At 71.4% G+C, this 15,947-nt stretch carries 15 protein-coding genes and 1 pseudogene; 6 read left to right on the forward strand and 10 right to left on the reverse strand.

The genetic code is table 11. The annotated features are described in order from the left end of the window. Window positions 1–14 precede the first annotated feature (14 nt). Window positions 15–1,607: an FAD-binding oxidoreductase gene (locus tag ACFY3J_RS10415; protein WP_384177436.1), complete on the reverse strand. Its 1,593-nt coding sequence runs from the start codon at window positions 1,605–1,607 to the stop codon at window positions 15–17. A 444-nt stretch (window positions 1,608–2,051) separates the two neighbouring features. Between ACFY3J_RS10415 and pstS the strand changes: the two genes are divergently transcribed. From pstS to pstB, 4 genes are all read left to right on the forward strand, one after another. Further along, the gene (pstS, locus tag ACFY3J_RS10420; protein ID WP_384177438.1) at window positions 2,052–3,182 is read left to right on the forward strand and encodes a phosphate ABC transporter substrate-binding protein PstS; all 1,131 of its coding nucleotides are present in this window, start codon (window positions 2,052–2,054) and stop codon (window positions 3,180–3,182) included. A gap of 104 nt (window positions 3,183–3,286) precedes the next feature. After that, entirely contained in the window at window positions 3,287–4,294 is a 1,008-nt protein-coding gene (pstC, locus tag ACFY3J_RS10425; RefSeq protein WP_384177440.1) for a phosphate ABC transporter permease subunit PstC, read from the forward strand. Next, window positions 4,291–5,343 (forward strand): phosphate ABC transporter permease PstA, encoded by a 1,053-nt coding sequence (gene pstA, locus ACFY3J_RS10430; RefSeq protein WP_384177442.1) that lies wholly within the window; start codon window positions 4,291–4,293, stop codon window positions 5,341–5,343. The genes pstC and pstA overlap by 4 nt, the downstream gene beginning before the upstream one ends. A 65-nt stretch (window positions 5,344–5,408) precedes the next feature. Further along, on the forward strand, window positions 5,409–6,185 hold the full coding sequence (gene pstB / locus ACFY3J_RS10435; protein ID WP_384177444.1) for a phosphate ABC transporter ATP-binding protein PstB: 777 nt from the start codon (window positions 5,409–5,411) through the stop codon (window positions 6,183–6,185). 131 nt (window positions 6,186–6,316) lie between these two features. Here the strand turns inward: pstB and ACFY3J_RS10440 are convergent, their stop codons facing one another. Genes ACFY3J_RS10440 through ACFY3J_RS10450 form a run of 3 tightly spaced genes read right to left on the reverse strand, consistent with a single transcriptional unit; the run spans window position 6,317 to window position 8,175 of the window. After that, a complete protein-coding gene (locus ACFY3J_RS10440; protein ID WP_141360038.1) occupies window positions 6,317–6,517 on the reverse strand; it encodes a DUF5988 family protein in 201 nt (66 codons plus the stop codon). A 31-nt stretch (window positions 6,518–6,548) separates the two neighbouring features. Next, window positions 6,549–7,547, reverse strand: coding sequence for an anion permease (locus tag ACFY3J_RS10445; protein WP_384177446.1), 999 nt, complete (start codon window positions 7,545–7,547; stop codon window positions 6,549–6,551). A 7-nt stretch (window positions 7,548–7,554) separates the two neighbouring features. Then, window positions 7,555–8,175, reverse strand: a complete 621-nt coding sequence (locus ACFY3J_RS10450) for a DUF47 domain-containing protein (RefSeq protein ID WP_026252685.1) — start codon at window positions 8,173–8,175, stop codon at window positions 7,555–7,557. Between the two features lie 215 nt (window positions 8,176–8,390). On the opposite strand from ACFY3J_RS10450, the gene ACFY3J_RS10455 reads away from it, so the two are divergent. Further along, window positions 8,391–8,744 (forward strand): metal-sensitive transcriptional regulator, encoded by a 354-nt coding sequence (locus ACFY3J_RS10455; protein WP_100569120.1) that lies wholly within the window; start codon window positions 8,391–8,393, stop codon window positions 8,742–8,744. Window positions 8,745–8,781: 37 nt separating this feature from the next. On the opposite strand, the pseudogene ACFY3J_RS10460 reads toward ACFY3J_RS10455, so the two are convergent. Beyond that, a pseudogene (locus ACFY3J_RS10460) lies at window positions 8,782–8,998 on the reverse strand (hypothetical protein). A 131-nt stretch (window positions 8,999–9,129) separates the two neighbouring features. Continuing rightward, the gene (locus ACFY3J_RS10465; RefSeq protein WP_384177451.1) at window positions 9,130–9,966 is read right to left on the reverse strand and encodes a hypothetical protein; all 837 of its coding nucleotides are present in this window, start codon (window positions 9,964–9,966) and stop codon (window positions 9,130–9,132) included. A gap of 188 nt (window positions 9,967–10,154) precedes the next feature. Here ACFY3J_RS10465 and ACFY3J_RS10470 point away from each other — a divergent pair, with 188 nt between their 5' ends. Then, window positions 10,155–10,346 (forward strand): hypothetical protein, encoded by a 192-nt coding sequence (locus ACFY3J_RS10470; protein ID WP_384177919.1) that lies wholly within the window; start codon window positions 10,155–10,157, stop codon window positions 10,344–10,346. A gap of 14 nt (window positions 10,347–10,360) precedes the next feature. Here the strand turns inward: ACFY3J_RS10470 and ACFY3J_RS10475 are convergent, their stop codons facing one another. The 4 genes from ACFY3J_RS10475 to mshD all read right to left on the reverse strand — a co-directional run bounded on the left by ACFY3J_RS10475 (window position 10,361) and on the right by mshD (window position 15,902). Further along, window positions 10,361–10,789, reverse strand: coding sequence for an NUDIX hydrolase (locus ACFY3J_RS10475; protein WP_384177453.1), 429 nt, complete (start codon window positions 10,787–10,789; stop codon window positions 10,361–10,363). Between the two features lie 18 nt (window positions 10,790–10,807). Next, entirely contained in the window at window positions 10,808–11,884 is a 1,077-nt protein-coding gene (locus tag ACFY3J_RS10480; RefSeq protein ID WP_384177455.1) for a CHAD domain-containing protein, read from the reverse strand. Continuing rightward, on the reverse strand, window positions 11,865–14,264 hold the full coding sequence (locus ACFY3J_RS10485; protein WP_390840711.1) for an RNA degradosome polyphosphate kinase: 2,400 nt from the start codon (window positions 14,262–14,264) through the stop codon (window positions 11,865–11,867). Before ACFY3J_RS10485 ends, ACFY3J_RS10480 begins: the two co-directional genes overlap by 20 nt. Before the next feature lie 717 nt (window positions 14,265–14,981). After that, complete coding sequence (gene mshD / locus ACFY3J_RS10490; protein ID WP_384177459.1) at window positions 14,982–15,902, reverse strand: mycothiol synthase; 921 nt, start codon at window positions 15,900–15,902, stop codon at window positions 14,982–14,984. Window positions 15,903–15,947: the final 45 nt, after the last annotated feature.

Consider the following 15,947-nt stretch of genomic DNA (forward strand, 5'->3'; position numbering starts at 1 on the left):
TCCGCAGCCGGGTCTCACAGGCCCTGCGGGTACGAGAAGAAGTCCTGCGGGTCGTACTGGTGCTTCAGTTTGGTCAGGCGGGCCGCCGCGTCGCCGTAGTAGGCCGTGCGCCAGTTCCTGAGGGTGGGGTCGCTGTAGTTCTGGTAGGCCGCGCCGGAGGCGTAGGGCCGCATGGCGTTGTGCGCCGAGTTCAGCCAGGACTGGGCCGCCGCGCCGGTGGTGCCCGGGCGCCAGGAGGCGACGTACTGGGCCAGCATGCGTGAGCGGCGGTGGACGAAGGCCGTCGCCGTCGGGGAGACCCGGTTGACCGCCCCGCCGAGCGCGGTGAACGCGATGCTTCCCGCGCCGCCCCGCACCGAGCGCAGCTGGGCCAGCAGCGTCTGGATGCCGGCCGAGGACAGGGAGCGGTCGAAGAAGTCCGAGCGGGCCGCGTAGGTCTCGCGGCGGAGCCTGCCCTGCGGGGAGCGGCCGGGGGTCGTGCCGGGCAGGTGGCACTGGGCGTCCACCGGGAAGGACGAGCAGCCGGCGTAGGCCTCCATGGCCTGCTCGAAGGAGTGGCGCCTGAGCGACACGCTCGACGCCGGGGCGCCGATCGCCGTGGCCAGGCGGTCCACCGCGTTCTGCAAGGCGCCGTAGGTGCCCAGGGAGAAGGCGGCCACGGACACGGTGGGCGTGCCGCCGGCCGTGTTCTCCAGGTGCAGGGACGACCAGATCTCGTCCGGCTGGCTGGGCCCCCAGTCCTGCCAGGCCTTCACGACCGCCGCCGCCTTCGCCCACGGCCATCTCAGGTACGCCGACACGGCCTGGGGTGCGGGGTGGGTCCTGAACCCCAGTTCGGTGACGACGCCGAAGTTGCCGTTGCCCGCGCCGCGCAGCGCCCAGAACAGGTCCTTGTGATGGGTGGCGTCGGCGGTCAGCTGCCTGCCGTCCGCGGTGATGAGGGTGGCCCGGGTCAGGCTGTCGCAGGTCAGGCCGTAGGCGCGGGCGACGACTCCGTGGCCGCCGCCGAGGACCAGGCCGGATATGCCCACGGTCGGGCAGGAGCCGCCGGGGATCGTCACGCCCTTCGCGGTGAGCGCGCGGTAGATGTCGATGAGCTTGGCGCCGGCGCCGATCACCGCCGAGGAGCCGCTCGCCCGGACCTGGCTGAGCCTGGAGACGTCGATGATCAGCCGGCCGTCGCCGGAGGACCAGCCTCCGTAGGAGTGGCCGCCGTTGCGGACGGCGACGCGGACGTGGTGGGCGTGGGCGTAGGACAGGACGGTCCGCACGTCCTCGGCGTGGGCCACGTACGCGACCGCGGCGGGCTTGAGGCTGTCGAAGCGGGTGTTGTAGAGCTGCCTGGCGGTCGTCCAGGAGGCGTCGCCGGGGCGGACCAGGGTGCCGTCCAGGGAGCGGGCGAGCGCTGCCCAGCCGGTCGCGGCCGGGGGGCTGGTGGTTCTCGGCGCCGTACTCGCGGCGGGGGTGCCGGAAACCGCCGACATCCCCGTGGCGGTGGTCCGGGCCGTCGTCGCCCGGGCCGTCACCCCGCCCCTGCCGCTGCACGCGGTCGTCGCGATCGCGGCGAGCGCCGCCGCGCCGCCCCCCAGGAAAGTCCGTCGTTCCATGCCCGCACCTCCTGTCGTTCCTGCGGAACGAGACGACGAGGCGGCCCGGAGGGTTCCGGGGAACCACGCCGCAGGATTGCCACAGTACGGCGGTCGGGGCGTCACCGACACGCGAGCGCGGGTCGCCTCAGTCGCGCGGGCCGCCGGCGCGGTGCAGTCTGCGTGGAGGGGAACACGGCGGACTCCCCGGTGTCCGGCGCGCCCCCGTGTCCGTGGCGACCGGCCTTCCGGCCATGTCTCCTCCGTGGCCTCGACGTAAGCATTCCGTGACCTCACCGCACTGTCGGCAGGGGTTCACCCCGCGTTCACTTCCGGCAATCGGCGGCTTCACCTGTTCTGCCTAATTTCGGCCTTACCCGGTGCTGATGCGCACGTCGGCGCATCGGTGTCGCTCACACCCTCGCACGCCGCCGGACAGGACGGCGGCTCCTGGAAGGAACTCAAGTGAAGCTTCAGCGCAAGACCCGGCGGGCACTCGCTCTCGGCGCACTCGCCGTCTCCGGCGCCCTGGCCCTCACGGCGTGCGGCTCCGACGACACCGGCGGCAAGAACAACGCCGGCAGCGACAGCAGCACCGCGGCCACCAACAGCTCCATCAAGTGCGACGACGCCAAGGGCCAGCTGCTCGCCGACGGCTCCTCGGCGCAGAAGAACGCGATCGACGCCTGGGTGAAGCAGTTCAGCCAGGCCTGTGGCGTGCAGATCAACTACAAGGGCGGCGGCTCCGGCGCCGGTGTCACGGCGTTCACCCAGGGCCAGGTGGCCTTCGCGGGTTCCGACTCGGCGCTGAAGCCCGAAGAGGTCACCGCCTCCCAGAAGGTCTGCACCGATGGCGGTCAGGGCATCGACCTGCCGATGGTCGGCGGCCCGATCGCGCTCGGCTACAACGTCCCGGGCGTGGACAACCTGGTCCTCGACGCCCCCACCCTGGCGAAGATCTTCGACAGCAAGATCAAGAACTGGGACGACGCGGCGATCAAGAAGCTGAACCCCGACGCCAAGCTGCCCAACCTCAAGATCCAGGCGTTCCACCGCTCGGACGAGTCCGGCACCACGGACAACTTCACCAAGTACCTGAAGGCCGCCACCCCCGAGAACTGGAAGTACGAGGGCGGCAAGGCCTGGCAGGCCAAGGGCGGCCAGGCGGCTCCGCAGTCCTCCGGTGTGGCCCAGCAGGTGAAGCAGACCGAGGGCGCGATCGGCTACTTCGAGCTGTCGTACGCCAAGGACATGTCCACGGTCGACATCAACACGGGCGCCGCCGCCCCGGTCAAGGCCACCGTCGAGAACGCCACCAAGGCCATCGCGGACGCCAAGGTCGTCGGCACCGGCAGCGACCTGGCGCTGCAGCTGAACTACAACACCAAGGCCGAGGGTGCCTACCCGATGGTCCTGGTCACGTACGAGATCGTCTGCGACAAGGGCAACAAGGCCGACACCCTGCCGGCCACCAAGGCGTTCCTGCGCTACATCGCCAGCGAGGAGGGCCAGAACATCCTCACCGAGAACGACTACGCGCCGATCCCTGACGCGATCATCAGCAAGGTCCGCACCACCATCGACGGCCTGAGCTGATCCGAGTGCGGCCCGGTCCCCCAGCGGGGTCCGGGCCGCACCTTCCGGTGCACCGCCGCCAGGAGACGTACGCCCGCGTACGTCTCCGCAGACCGGAGATCCCGATGGACATATCAACGCATACGACAGGCGCCGACGCGCCTTCCCCCCAGCCCACCGAGGCCGAGCAGAAGCGTGCCGCCCGCGGCGCCACCCGCCCCGGAGACCGGATCTTCCTCGGTCTCACCCGTGGGTCGGGCATCCTGCTGCTGGTCGTCATGGCCGCGATCGCGGTCTTCCTCACCTACCGTGCCTCCCTGGCGATCAGCAAGGACCACGGCAACTTCCTGACCACCTTCGAGTGGAACACCAGCCTTCAGCCGCCGGTCTTCGGCATCGCCGTGCTGGCCTTCGGCACGGTGGTCTCCTCGATCATCGCCATGGTCATCGCCGTCCCCGTCGCGGTCGCCATCGCGCTCTTCCTCACGCACTACGCCCCGCGCCGGCTGAGCGGTCCCATCGCCTACGTGGTCGACCTGCTCGCCGCCGTGCCGTCCATCGTGTACGGCCTGTGGGGCGCGCTGATGCTGGTCCCGCACATGGACGGCCTGTTCGGCTGGCTGAACGACTACCTCGGCTGGACCGGCGTCTTCTCCTGGCAGGGCGGTGCCCCCCGCTCGATGCTCACCGTCGGCATCCTGCTGGCGATCATGATCCTGCCGATCATCACCAACGTCAGCCGTGAGGTCTTCCGTCAGGTCCCGCGGATGCACGAGGAGGCGGCCCTGGCCCTCGGCGCCACGCGCTGGGAGGTCATCCGCATGTCGGTGCTGCCCTTCGGGCGGTCCGGTGTGATCTCCGCCTCGATGCTCGGTCTCGGCCGTGCGCTCGGCGAGACGATGGCCGTCGCCACCGTGCTCTCCCCGGACTTCCTCATCCACGGCAGCCTGCTCGACCCGGGCGGCGGCACCTTCGCCCAGAACATCGCCAGCAAGTTCAGCGAGGCGACGGAGTACGGCCGTGACGCGCTGATCGCCTCCGGTCTGGTCCTGTTCGTCATCACTCTGCTGGTCAACGGCGCGGCCCGTCTGATCATCGCCCGCCGCAAGGACTACTCGGGGGCCAACGCATGAGCCACGCAGCCATCGCCGACAAGCGCTCCAGCAGTCTGCGCGGCGCCAGCCTGCCCAAGTGGTCCCCGTGGGCCATCGCTCTCGGCTCGCTCGTCGTCGCGGTCCTCATCGGTCTGGTCGGCGGCCTCCACAGCCGCGTCCAGTGGGGGCTGATCGCCGCGATCCTCTTCGTCCTCGGTACGTACGGCATCGCCGCCCGCGTCGAGGGCCGCCGCCAGGCCAAGGACCGGGTCGCGACCAGCCTCGTCTGGGTCGCCTTCCTGCTCGCCCTGGTGCCGCTGGTCTCCCTGGTCTGGACGACCGTCCAGCGCGGTGTGAAGGTCCTGGACGGCTACTTCCTGACCCACTCGATGGGCCTGGTCGCCGACACCGAGCCGGGCGGCGGCATCTACCACGCCATCATCGGCAGCCTCGAGCAGGTCGGCCTCGCCACCCTGATCGGCGCGCCGGTCGGTGTGCTCACCGCGATCTACCTGGTGGAGTACGGGAACGGCAGGCTCGCCAAGGCCATCACCTTCTTCGTCGACGTGATGACCGGCATCCCGTCGATCGTCGCGGGCCTGTTCATCCTCAGCCTGATGCTGATCTTCAAGATGCAGCCGTTCGGCTTCGCCGGTTCGCTGGCCCTGGCCATCCTGATGATGCCCGTCGTGGTCCGCTCCACGGAGGAGATGCTCAAGCTCGTACCGAACGAGCTGCGTGAGGCGTCCCTCGCCCTGGGCGTGCCGAAGTGGCGCACCATCCTGCGGGTGGTCCTGCCGACCTCCATCGGCGGCATCACGACCGGCATCGTGCTGGCCATCGCCCGTATCGCCGGTGAGACCGCCCCCGTGCTGCTGCTGGTCTTCGGCAACCCCTTCATCAACACGAACCCCTTCGAGGGGGCGCAGTCCTCGCTGCCGCTGTACATCTACCAGCAGTACGCGAACAGCGCGGGCTCGGGCGCGGCGTACGACCGTGCGTGGGCGGCCTCGCTCACCCTCATCGCCTTCGTGATGATCCTCAACCTCGTGGCCCGCGGCATCGCCCGCTGGAAGGCCCCCCGTTAACGATCTGCGGCTGCTGCCGCGCGGGGCCTGTCAGCGACCCCCGGACTTTTGGAAGTGAAGTAGTCATGGCCAAGCGAATCGATGTCAGCGGGCTCACCGCCTACTACGGCGCCCACAAGGCGATCGAGGACATCTCGATGACGATCGAGCCGCGCTCGGTGACGGCGTTCATCGGCCCCTCCGGCTGCGGCAAGTCGACGTTCCTGCGCACCCTCAACCGTATGCACGAGGTCACCCCGGGCGGCCGGGTCGAGGGCAAGGTGCTCCTGGACGAGGAAGACCTGTACGGCGCCGGGATCGACCCGGTGGCCGTGCGCCGCGAGGTGGGCATGGTCTTCCAGCGCCCGAACCCGTTCCCCACCATGTCGATCTTCGACAACGTGGCGGCGGGACTGCGGCTGAACGGCAACTACCGCAAGAGCGAGCTGAGCGACATCGTCGAGAAGTCGCTCAAGGGCGCCAACCTCTGGAACGAGGTCAAGGACCGCCTGAACAAGCCCGGCTCGGGCCTCTCCGGCGGTCAGCAGCAGCGTCTGTGCATCGCCCGCGCCATCGCGGTCGAGCCGAAGGTGCTGCTCATGGACGAGCCCTGCTCCGCCCTCGACCCGATCTCCACGCTCGCCATCGAGGACCTGATCGGCGAGCTGAAGGAACGCTTCACGATCGTCATCGTGACGCACAACATGCAGCAGGCGGCGCGCGTCTCGGACCGCACGGCGTTCTTCAACCTGGCGGCCGTGGGCAAGCCGGGCCGGCTGATCGAGATCGACGAGACCGAGCGGATCTTCTCCAACCCGTCCGTGCAGGCGACCGAGGACTACATCTCCGGCCGTTTCGGCTAGACCGCCGGTCCTCCCCCAGATCCCTCGCGGTGCTGCATGGCGGTGCCACCGCGAGGTCGCAGAAGGGCCCGCCCCTGGCTCCCGGGGGCGGGCCCGCGCGATTTCACCGGCCGGGGTGCGCGCCCGGCCGCTCACTCGGCGACTTCGGTGCGCTCCCACCACTGGTAGACGGTGACGTGTCCTTCCTTGCTGTCCTCGTGGCGCGAGGTGACCTTGTAGTGCTCGTATCCCCCGAGGTGCGGGATCTTCAGTTCCTGTCCGGGAGGGACCACCGGCACCACGGTGCCCGCGAGGTCCTCCGGCCCGCCTTCGAGGAGTGCCTTGCTCGTCATGGTTCCAGTGTCACCACACCGGGCCCGGCTGCTACATGAACGCCAGTCTGATCAGCCAGAAGGCGCAGGCCGCCACGATCGCCGCGGCCGGCATGGTGATGAACCAGCCCAGGACGATGTTCTTCGCCACGCCCCAGCGGACGGCGTTGACCCGCTTCGTCGCGCCCACACCCATGATCGCCGACGTGATGACGTGGGTCGTGGAGATCGGCGCCTTGAAGAGGTACGCCGTGGCGAACATGATCGACGCGCCGGTCGTCTCGGCGGCGAAGCCCTGTGGCGGGTCCAGTTCGATGATCTTGCGGCCCAGGGTGCGCATGATGCGCCAGCCGCCCGCGTAGGTGCCCAGCGACAGCATGAGCGCGGAGACCAGCTTCACCCACACCGGGATCGGGTCGCCGTACGTCTCGACGCCGCCGATGACCAGCGCCATCACCACGACACCCATGGTCTTCTGGGCGTCCTGCAGACCGTGCCCGAGGGCCATGCCGGCCGCCGACACCGTCTGCGCTATCCGGAAGCCGCGCTTGGCCTTGTGCGGGTTGGTGCGGCGGAAGATCCACATGATCGCCGTCATGACCAGGTAGCCGACGATCAGGCCGATCACCGGGGACAGGAACATGGGGGTGACGATCTTGTCCAGCACGCCGGACCAGTACACGGTCGTACCGCCCGCCAGGGCCGCGCCCACCATGCCGCCGAACAGCGCGTGCGAGGAGGACGAGGGCAGGCCGAAGTACCAGGTGACCAGGTTCCAGACGATGGCCCCGAGGAGGGCGGAGAAGAGGATGCCCATCCCCTTGCCGCCGGTGGGCGTCTGGATCAGGCCCTCGCTGACGGTCTTGGCGACCCCGCTGCCGAGGAAGGCGCCGGCGAGGTTCATCACCGCGGCCATCGCCAGTGCGGCGCGCGGGGTGAGCGCCCGGGTCGACACGGAGGTCGCGATGGCGTTGGCGGAGTCGTGGAAGCCGTTGGTGTAGGCGAAGCCGAGTGCGACCAGAATGGTCAGGATCAGAGCGAAGGTGTCCATGGACGCCTCAGGACTCCTTGACCGCGATGGTCTCCACCGTGTTCGCCACGTGCTCGAAGGCGTCCGCGGCTTCCTCCAGCACGTCCACGATCTGCTTGAGCTTCAGCACCTCGATCGCGTCGTACTTGCCGTTGAACAGGTGGGCGAGCAGCTTGCGGTGGATCTGGTCCGCCTGGTTCTCCAGGCGGTTCACCTCGATCCAGTACTCGGTGAGGTTGTCCATGGTCCGCAGGTGCGGCATGGCCTCGGCCGTCAGCTCCGCCGCCCTGGCCAGCACCTCGATCTGCTGCTCGACGCCCTTGGGCAGTTCCTCGACGTTGTAGAGGACGACCAGGTCGACGGCCTCCTCCATGAAGTCCATGATGTCGTCGAGGGACGACGCGAGGGAGTAGATGTCCTCGCGGTCGAAGGGCGTGATGAACGAGGAGTTCAGCTGGTGGAAGATCGCATGCGTGGCGTCGTCACCTGCGTGTTCCGCGGCCCGCATACGCTCTGCGATCTCGGCCCGGGCGGAAGCGTCCGCCCCGAGCAGTTCCATCAGGAGTTTCGAGCCCGTGACGATGTTGTCCGCGGACGCGGCGAACATGTCGTAGAAGCTCGTCTCCCTGGGGGTCAGACGAAAGCGCACGTGGGGTCCTCGGGGTGCTTCGGTTCGGGTCAGGGTGATGTTAAGCGCATCATCCGGCCACGGCTAAGGGGCCGTCCCCCAGTGTCGCCCATGAGCCCCGGTGCTCGGCACGGGGGCATGCCAAGGCTGCCGCTGCCCGGCAGAATTCGTTACGATATACCCGCCAGGGGTATGTCTCCTCGGTGTGTACCGAGAATTCCGAGAGCGGGGACGCGATGACGACCACCGAGGCCGGCGCGACGGCACCCTCCGAGAACGTGAGCGGAATCACCGGACACGAGCCCGTCACGCACGGTTACCACAAGCAGAAGGACGAGCACCTCAAGCGGCTCCGCCGGATCGAGGGTCAGATCCGCGGGCTCCAGCGGATGGTCGACGAGGACGTCTACTGCATCGACATACTCACCCAGGTGTCCGCCTCCACGAAGGCTCTCCAGTCCTTCGCCCTGCAACTGCTGGAGGAGCACCTGCGGCACTGCGTCGCCGACGCGGCCCTCAAGGGTGGGTCGGAGATCGACGCGAAGGTGGAGGAGGCCACGAAGGCGATCGGGCGGCTGCTGCGCACCTGAGGCTCACCTGCCGGGCGACTTCCGGGGTACGTGAGGCTCACCTGCCGGGAGGCTGCCGGCGGGCCCCCGGCGTTCTCCGGCCCGTGCCGACCTCGCGCTCCTCGGCCAACCCGCAGCACCTCGTCGATGCTCTCCAGGCTGAGCCGCTCCTCGGCGGCCGAGGCCGCGATGATCAGCTCGCCGCACAGCTCTATCTCGGCGAGGGCCACGTGGTCCTGGACTGCCGTACCGCCGAGCGGAGCCACGCGCGTCACCCCTTCTCTGCCGTCTGCCGCTGCCGACTTCCTAGGGTAGGGAGCGGCCTACGCGCGGCGCATGGCACCAAAGGGCTAGTTCGCCGGTCATTTCTCGGCCCATTCGGGTCCGCCCCGGCTCACTCCTCGGCTCACTCCTCGGCGATCCGCCCGGTGTAGATGTCCTGCGGCCGCGGCAGCGTCACGGTCACCGGCGTCCCGAAGGCGTACAACAGCGTCGTGGAGAAGACGGCGACGGTGCGCCCCAGCTGCCCGTTGACGAAGGCGAAGCTCTGCCGGAGCTTGCGGATGCGGCCGTGGTCGTCGAGGTAGGCGTCGAACGGGACCGCGCTCGTGGCGAACCCTTTCGCCGCCGCGTTCAGCGCCTCCTCGTCGGCCGCCGTGGCGCTCTTCGCCGCCAGGGCGAGATCGGCGGTGCCCCGGTAGTGCCGGACCGGGACCCCCGCGACCTCGGTCCTCTCCACGTACGTGGCCGTGCGCGTGCCGCGCAGCACCTCGGCGGCGGCGAACGGGTCGGTGGCGCCGCCGGTGACCAGGTTGCCGTCGACGAGCGTGGCCGTGTCCACCCGCACCCACTTGTCGGCCGGTACGCCCGCTCCCCGGTTCTTCATGAACAGGGCACCCGGTGCGAGGAGCTCGGTGATCGGCACGTGCTCGGTGGCCCCGGCCGGGTCCTGCGGCAGCACCAGCGTCAGCCGCCCGCGCTGCCCGCGGAAGTCGTAGCCGCCCTCGCCGCGGATCGTCACACGGGTCCCGCCGGTGGCCATCTCCATCGACGTACGGGTCTGCGCGCTGCCCGCCTCCAGCAGCACGTCCGGCGCCTGGCGCAGGGTCTGCACCGGATCGGTCGCGGCGCGCGCGTCCTCGGCGGCCGCGCCGCCGCCGGAGCAGCCGGTGGCGCACGCGCCGGCCAGGACGGCCGCCGCGAGCACCGCGCCGCCCGTCCCGGCCCGCGCGCCCGGCCTCACCCGAGCACGAGCAGGAGGGACACCCAGCCGCCGCCGCACCGCCATCGCCCTGCCTACCCCCAGCTGTTACGTCCGTCACGGGCCCCTGTCGTCCGGTCAACGACGAGCGGGTGGCCCCCGTCACGCACGCACCTGATCCACAGGAGCCCGTAACGCCCCGTTCACCTGGCGTGGGTACGTTTGTCGACGTGGTGCAGCATGAGGGCCTGAGCCCCACCCAGGAGGACCGCTGGAGCAGGGGCGCCGTGGGACATCGCGCGACGACCGTCGAACAGGGCCGTTTCTGCCTGGCCCGCTGTACCTGCGGCTGGCGCGGGCCGGCCCGCCGGGCCCGCAGCCTGGCCCGCACGGACGCGCTGGGGCACGAGGGCGGCGCCTGACCGCACCGGCGCGCTCAGCCGGGGCGCAGGGCCGCCGGCAGTTCGTCCGCCAGCTCGCGGTCGCGGAACTGGGTCAGCCGGTTCCGGGCTTCGGCCGGGGACAGCCACAGGACGCGGTCCACCTCCTTGTTGGGGGTGAAGCGTCCCGCGATGGCCTCGGCGGCCCAGTAGCGGACCTGTTTGGGCCGGCCGCCCGCCGTGTAGGTCACGGTGCTCAGCTCGACCCCGGGAACGGCGACACAGCCCGTCTCCTCCGCCACCTCGCGCAGGGCGCCCGCCAGCGGGTCCTCACCGCGCTTGAGCTTGCCTTTGGGGTGGGACCAGTCGTCGTACTTCGGCCGGTGGACCAGGCACAGCTGGAGCGTGCCGTCCAGCGGCGAGCGGCGCCACAGCACGCAGCCGGCCGCCAGGACGGGCGTGTCGTTCGGGTCGGGATCGGTCACCGGTGTTCACCCGTCCTGTCAGCCGGCGCCGACGGCCTGCTTCTGCCACGACTGCTGGAAGGCGAACCTGGCCGCCTCCACCTCGTGCCGCTGGTCCGCGTGCAGCACGCCGAGCGCGTACGCCGTCGCCGGGGCGATGCGCGGGGTGCGGGCCGCCGAGGCCGCGGCGGCCGCCGCCTCCGAGGCGTCGCGGTGCCGGTCGAGGGCCTGGCCGGCCGCCAGCAGACGCACGATCACGGGTGAGTCGGCTCCGTCGAGGACCTCGCGGGCGTACCGGTGCAGGCGCAGCAGCAGGCGGACCTGGTGCCAGGGGGCGTCCTGCGGGTGCGGGGACGGGTCCGGGGACAGGCCGTGGACCAGGGCCTCCGCGTTGTACGGGCTGCCGGCGGTGACGAGCGGGAGGGCGGCGACGGCGTCCGTCAGGCGCTCCCGGGCGGCGGCGGCCAGCGGGGTCAGGTCCGCGGTGGCGGCGGCGGGGGTGAGGGGGACGTCGCTGGCGAGTACGGCCACCTTGTCCGCGACGGCGTGGAAGCGCGCGGAGCCCAGTGCCTGGAGGGCGGTCGAGTGCGCCCGGGTCCGGGCCAGGGTGAGCTGGCGCTCCAGCAGGGCGCCCGCTTTGGCCGCGCCCACGGTGAGGTTGCCGCGGTCCACGGCGCGGCCACCCGGGACCTCCTCGGTGGGCTGGGCCGGCAGGACCGCTGTTCCGGAGAGCCGGTGCAGGGCCAGCAGCAGCCGTTCCAGGCAGGCCTGGCAGGCGTGTTCCCGGGCCAGGGTGCCGGACAGCCAGGCCAGTTCCGGGCACAGCTCCGCCGACCAGGCCTCCTCGAGCAGGGGGCGGAAGGTGTGCACGCTGCCGCTGATGCGGCGGGCCGAGCGGCGCAGGGCGCGCGCGGCGTCGGCGGACTCCTCCGTGCCGTGCCCCGAGCCGCCGGTCTCGCGGTGCAGGCGCAGCGCGCGGAGGAACTCCGTGGCCTGGGCCCGCAGATAGCGCGCGAGAGCATCGGCGGTGGGGGCACCGCCCTCCTCCAGCGCGGTCCGCGACTCGCGGGAACTCCCGGCCGTGGAGTCCGTCGGGTCAAGGTGTTGCTGTGCCACGCCGGCGCCTCCGGGCGTCTATGAGCATCTCCTGGATGTTGCGCAGGGGCTGGCCGTCCGAGTCGGTCGCGTGCCGGGTCCACTCGCCGTCCGGGCCGAGGTGCCAGGAGGAGGTGGTGTCGGACATGCCGGTCTCCAGCAGCCGGTTGAGGGCCGCCCGGTGGGCCGGGTCGGTGACCCGGACCAGGGCCTCGATACGGCGGTCGAGGTTGCGGTGCATCATGTCGGCGCTGCCGATCCACACCTCGGGCTCGCCGCCGTTGCCGAAGACGAAGACCCGGGAGTGTTCGAGGAAGCGGCCGAGGATCGAGCGGACGCGGATGTTCTCCGACAGGCCGGGCACGTCGGGGCGCAGGGCGCAGATGCCGCGCACCCACACATCGACCGGCACACCGGCCTGGGAGGCGCGGTAGAGCGCGTCGACGACCGCCTCGTCGACCATCGAGTTCACCTTGATGCGGATGGCGGCGGGGCGCCCGGCGCGGTGGTGCTGGATCTCCTTGTTGATCCGGGAGATCAGCCCGTCGCGCAGGGACTTGGGGGCCACCAGCAGCCGGCGGTAGGTCTCGCGGCGGGAGTAGCCGGAGAGGCGGTTGAACAGGTCGGAGAGGTCCGCGCCGACCTGCGGGTCGGCGGTGAGCAGGCCGAGGTCCTCGTAGAGGCGGGCCGTCTTCGGGTGGTAGTTGCCGGTGCCGACGTGGCTGTAGCGCCGCAGCGTGTCGTCGCCCTCCTGGCGCACCACCAGGGACAGCTTGCAGTGGGTCTTCAGGCCGACCAGCCCGTAGACGACGTGGCAGCCGGCCTCCTCCAGCTTGCGCGCCCACTTGATGTTGGCCTGCTCGTCGAAGCGGGCCTTGATCTCGACCAGGACGAGGACCTGCTTGCCCGACTCGGCGGCGTCGATGAGCGCGTCGACTATGGGGGAGTCGCCCGAGGTCCGGTACAGGGTCTGCTTGATCGCGAGGACGTCCGGGTCGGCGGCGGCCTGCTCCAGGAAGGCCTGGACCGAGGTCGAGAAGGAGTCGTAGGGGTGGTGCAGGAGCACGTCCCGGCTGCGCAGCGTCGCGAAGATGTCGGGGGCCGAGGCGGACTCCACCTCCGCCAGTTCCCGGTTGATTCCGGCCACGAACTTGGGGTACTTCAGCTCGGGCCGGTCGAGGCCGTGGATGCGGAAGAGGCCGGTGAGGTCCAGCGGGCCGGGCAGCGGGTACACCTCGGCCTCGCTGATCTTCAGCTCGCGCACCAGCAGGTCCAGCACCTCGCGGTCGATGGACTCCTCGACCTCCAGGCGCACCGGCGGCCCGAAGCGGCGCCGCATGAGCTCCTTCTCCAGGGCCTGGAGCAGGTTCTCGGCGTCGTCCTCCTCGACCTCCAGGTCCTCGTTGCGGGTGAGCCGGAAGGCGTGGTGCTCCAGGATCTCCATGCCCGGGAACAGCTCCTCCAGGTGGGCCGCGATGACGTCCTCGAGGGGGACGTAGCGGCCCGGGGAGCTCTCCAGGAACCGGGACAGCAGTGGAGGCACCTTGACGCGGGCGAAGTGGCGGTGACCGGTGACGGGGTTGCGTACGACGACGGCCAGGTTCAGGGACAGGCCGGAGATGTACGGGAAGGGGTGCGCGGGGTCGACCGCCAGTGGGGTCAGCACGGGGAAGATGCGGTGCCGGAAGAGCGTGAACAGGCGGGCCTGCTCCTTCTCCGTGAGCTCGCTCCAGCGGACCAGGTGGATGCCCTCCTCCGCGAGTGCGGGGGCGACGTCCTCGTGGTAGCAGGCGGCGTGCCGGGCCATGAGCTCGCGCGAGCGGGCCCAGATCATCTCCAGCACCTCGCGCGGCTGCAGCCCGGAGGCGGACTGGGTGGCGACGCCGGTGGCGATACGGCGTTTCAGGCCGGCGACCCGGACCATGAAGAACTCGTCCAGGTTGCTGGCGAAGATCGCGAGGAAGTTCGCGCGCTCCAGCAGGGGCGTGTTGGGGTCCTCGGCGAGTTCGAGGACGCGCTCGTTGAAGGCGAGCCAGCTGCGCTCCCGGTCCAGGAAACGGCCCTGCGGCAGCTGCTCCCCCTCGGCCGGTGCCTCCACGTACCCGTCGAGGTCGGCGTCGATGTCCGGTTCCAGGTCGGAGACCGTGGCCGCCACGGTGTGCGGGCGGTGCGCGGCGATGGAGCCCACGGAGGGCTGAGGGTTCTGTGCGGTGGCGGGGCCCGCGGGGCCTCCCACGAGGGTGGTGGGAGCCGGCGGGGTCTGCGCTGCCTGGGTGTCTGGCTGGCTCATGAACCTATTCTTCCGCGCGTGCGGCGGGACAGGCGCGTCGAAAGGCACGCGCGGGAGCGCGGCGGCGGTCCTCTCGCGGGGCGGCTCGGGCTCTGGCGCGGCGGGCTTCACCGCCAGAGCGTCGCAAGACCGTCTGAACCAACGGTTACGGACACATGACGTGCGGGACACCGTGGGGCGGCTCACCGGGAACGATATGGGCCAACCACCGGGCTGAGGGGCGCCGGAAACCGGCTCGGGGGCGGCGGGTGGCCGGGGCGGGCGCGCGGGTGGTGCGACGGGCGCGCGGCTTGTTCGGCGGGGCGTGCAGGCGGCGGGTGCACAGGTGTGTGCGGCGCCGCCACGCGGGAGGTGGGTGGCCGGCCGTGGGTGGCCGGCCGTTGGGAAGCGGGCGGCGGGCCCACGGGCCGAGCGACGGACGCGGCGGGTGGCGGGCGCGTCCGTCGGCGGGTGGCCGGTCGGTGGGTGGCTGGGTGGAAGGCGCGGGGGTGGTGGTCCGCCGGTCCGTGGATGGTTCGGGCCCGGTGGTCGGTGGTGGCGTTCACGCGGGACCTGGGCGGAGGGCCGCCTTTGCTCCGGGAGTACGGATCCGGCGGGCGCGAGGGCGGCGGGTGCGCGGTCGCTCGGTGGCGGGCGCGAGGGCGGCGGGTGCGCGGTCGCTCGGTGGCGGGCGCGTGGGCAGGAGGGGGCTGGCCCGTCGGGGTCGGTGCGTGACGGGCCGCCCGCGGGCCGGGACGACGGGCGTGGTGGCCGCCCGGCCCGTGGTCGGCGGGCGCGTGGTAGTGGTCGGCGGGCCGGCCGGTGGGGCGGGGCGGGGGCCGGGGGTGGTCAGGTTTCTGTGCGGTACATGAGGTCGGTTTCGTAGGTGGTGAAGCCGAGACGCTCGTAGACCGAGACCGCCGCCTTGTTGTCGGCGTCGACGTACAGCATCGCCGTCGGGAGGCCCTGTGCGGCCAGGTGGCGCAGGCCGATCAGGGTGAGGGCCTTGCCGAGGCCGCCGCCCTGGGCGCCGGGGCGGACGCCGAGGACGTACACCTCGCCGAGGCGTTCCGCCCGGTGCACCTTGGTCCAGTGGAAGCCGATCAGCCGGCCCTCGCGCTCGGCGAGGAAGAACCCCTGCGGGTCGAACCACGGCTGCGCCTCGCGGTCGTCGAGGTCGCGCTGGGTGAGGGAGCCCTGCTCGGGGTGGTGGGCGAACGCCTCCGCGTTCACCTCGAGCCATGCGGCGTCGTCCCGGCCGGGCTCGAAGGTCCGTACCGTCACGCCCTCCGGCAGCGCCGGCTCGGGCAGGTCGAGGTCCTTCAACGGCCGCCGCATCTGCCGCAGTTCGCGGAACAGGGTGAGCCCGAGGACCTGAGCCAGATGCCGCGCGGCGGACTGGCCCCCGTGCGCCCACACCCGCAGCCGCTTGCCGGACGCGGCCAGCAGCGCGGCCCCGAGCGCCCGCCCGTGCCCGTGCCCGCGGTGCTCCGGATGGACCACCAGCTCGGCGGCGGGCGCCTCCACCGGATCGGTGTCCTCCAGCTGCGCGTAGCCGACGAGTTCGCCGTCCACCGCCAGCAGCAGATGGGACACGCCCTCGCGGGCCCCGCCCCGCAGCTGGAGCCGGCCCTGCTCGGACACCGCCTGCCGTCCGTCGGCGCGGGCAGCCGCCTCCAGCAGCCCGAGCACGGCTTCGGCCCGGTCCGGGGTGAGCTCGGCGAGGGTCTCCAGGGAGCGGGCGGTCGGTGCGGTGTCGTCGCTGGTCATGGATATGAGGGTACGGGGTTCCCCCGCGGGGTGACCGGGCCTTCC

Origin of the sequence: Streptomyces sp. NPDC001231 (assembly GCF_042896885.1) — a bacterium.
Classification (GTDB): domain Bacteria; phylum Actinomycetota; class Actinomycetes; order Streptomycetales; family Streptomycetaceae; genus Streptomyces.

Excerpts from the sequence above, each read along its gene's own strand:
- pstB (WP_384177444.1), top strand. The coding sequence starts at position 5,409 with ATGGCCAAGCGAATCGATGTCAGCGGGCTCACCGCCTACTACGGCGCC.
- ACFY3J_RS10455 (WP_100569120.1), top strand. The coding sequence starts at position 8,391 with ATGACGACCACCGAGGCCGGCGCGACGGCACCCTCCGAGAACGTGAGC.
- mshD (WP_384177459.1), bottom strand. The coding sequence starts at position 15,902 with ATGACCAGCGACGACACCGCACCGACCGCCCGCTCCCTGGAGACCCTC.
- pstA (WP_384177442.1), top strand. The coding sequence starts at position 4,291 with ATGAGCCACGCAGCCATCGCCGACAAGCGCTCCAGCAGTCTGCGCGGC.
- pstC (WP_384177440.1), top strand. The coding sequence starts at position 3,287 with ATGGACATATCAACGCATACGACAGGCGCCGACGCGCCTTCCCCCCAG.
- ACFY3J_RS10440 (WP_141360038.1), bottom strand. The coding sequence starts at position 6,517 with ATGACGAGCAAGGCACTCCTCGAAGGCGGGCCGGAGGACCTCGCGGGC.
- ACFY3J_RS10415 (WP_384177436.1), bottom strand. The coding sequence starts at position 1,607 with ATGGAACGACGGACTTTCCTGGGGGGCGGCGCGGCGGCGCTCGCCGCG.
- ACFY3J_RS10445 (WP_384177446.1), bottom strand. The coding sequence starts at position 7,547 with ATGGACACCTTCGCTCTGATCCTGACCATTCTGGTCGCACTCGGCTTC.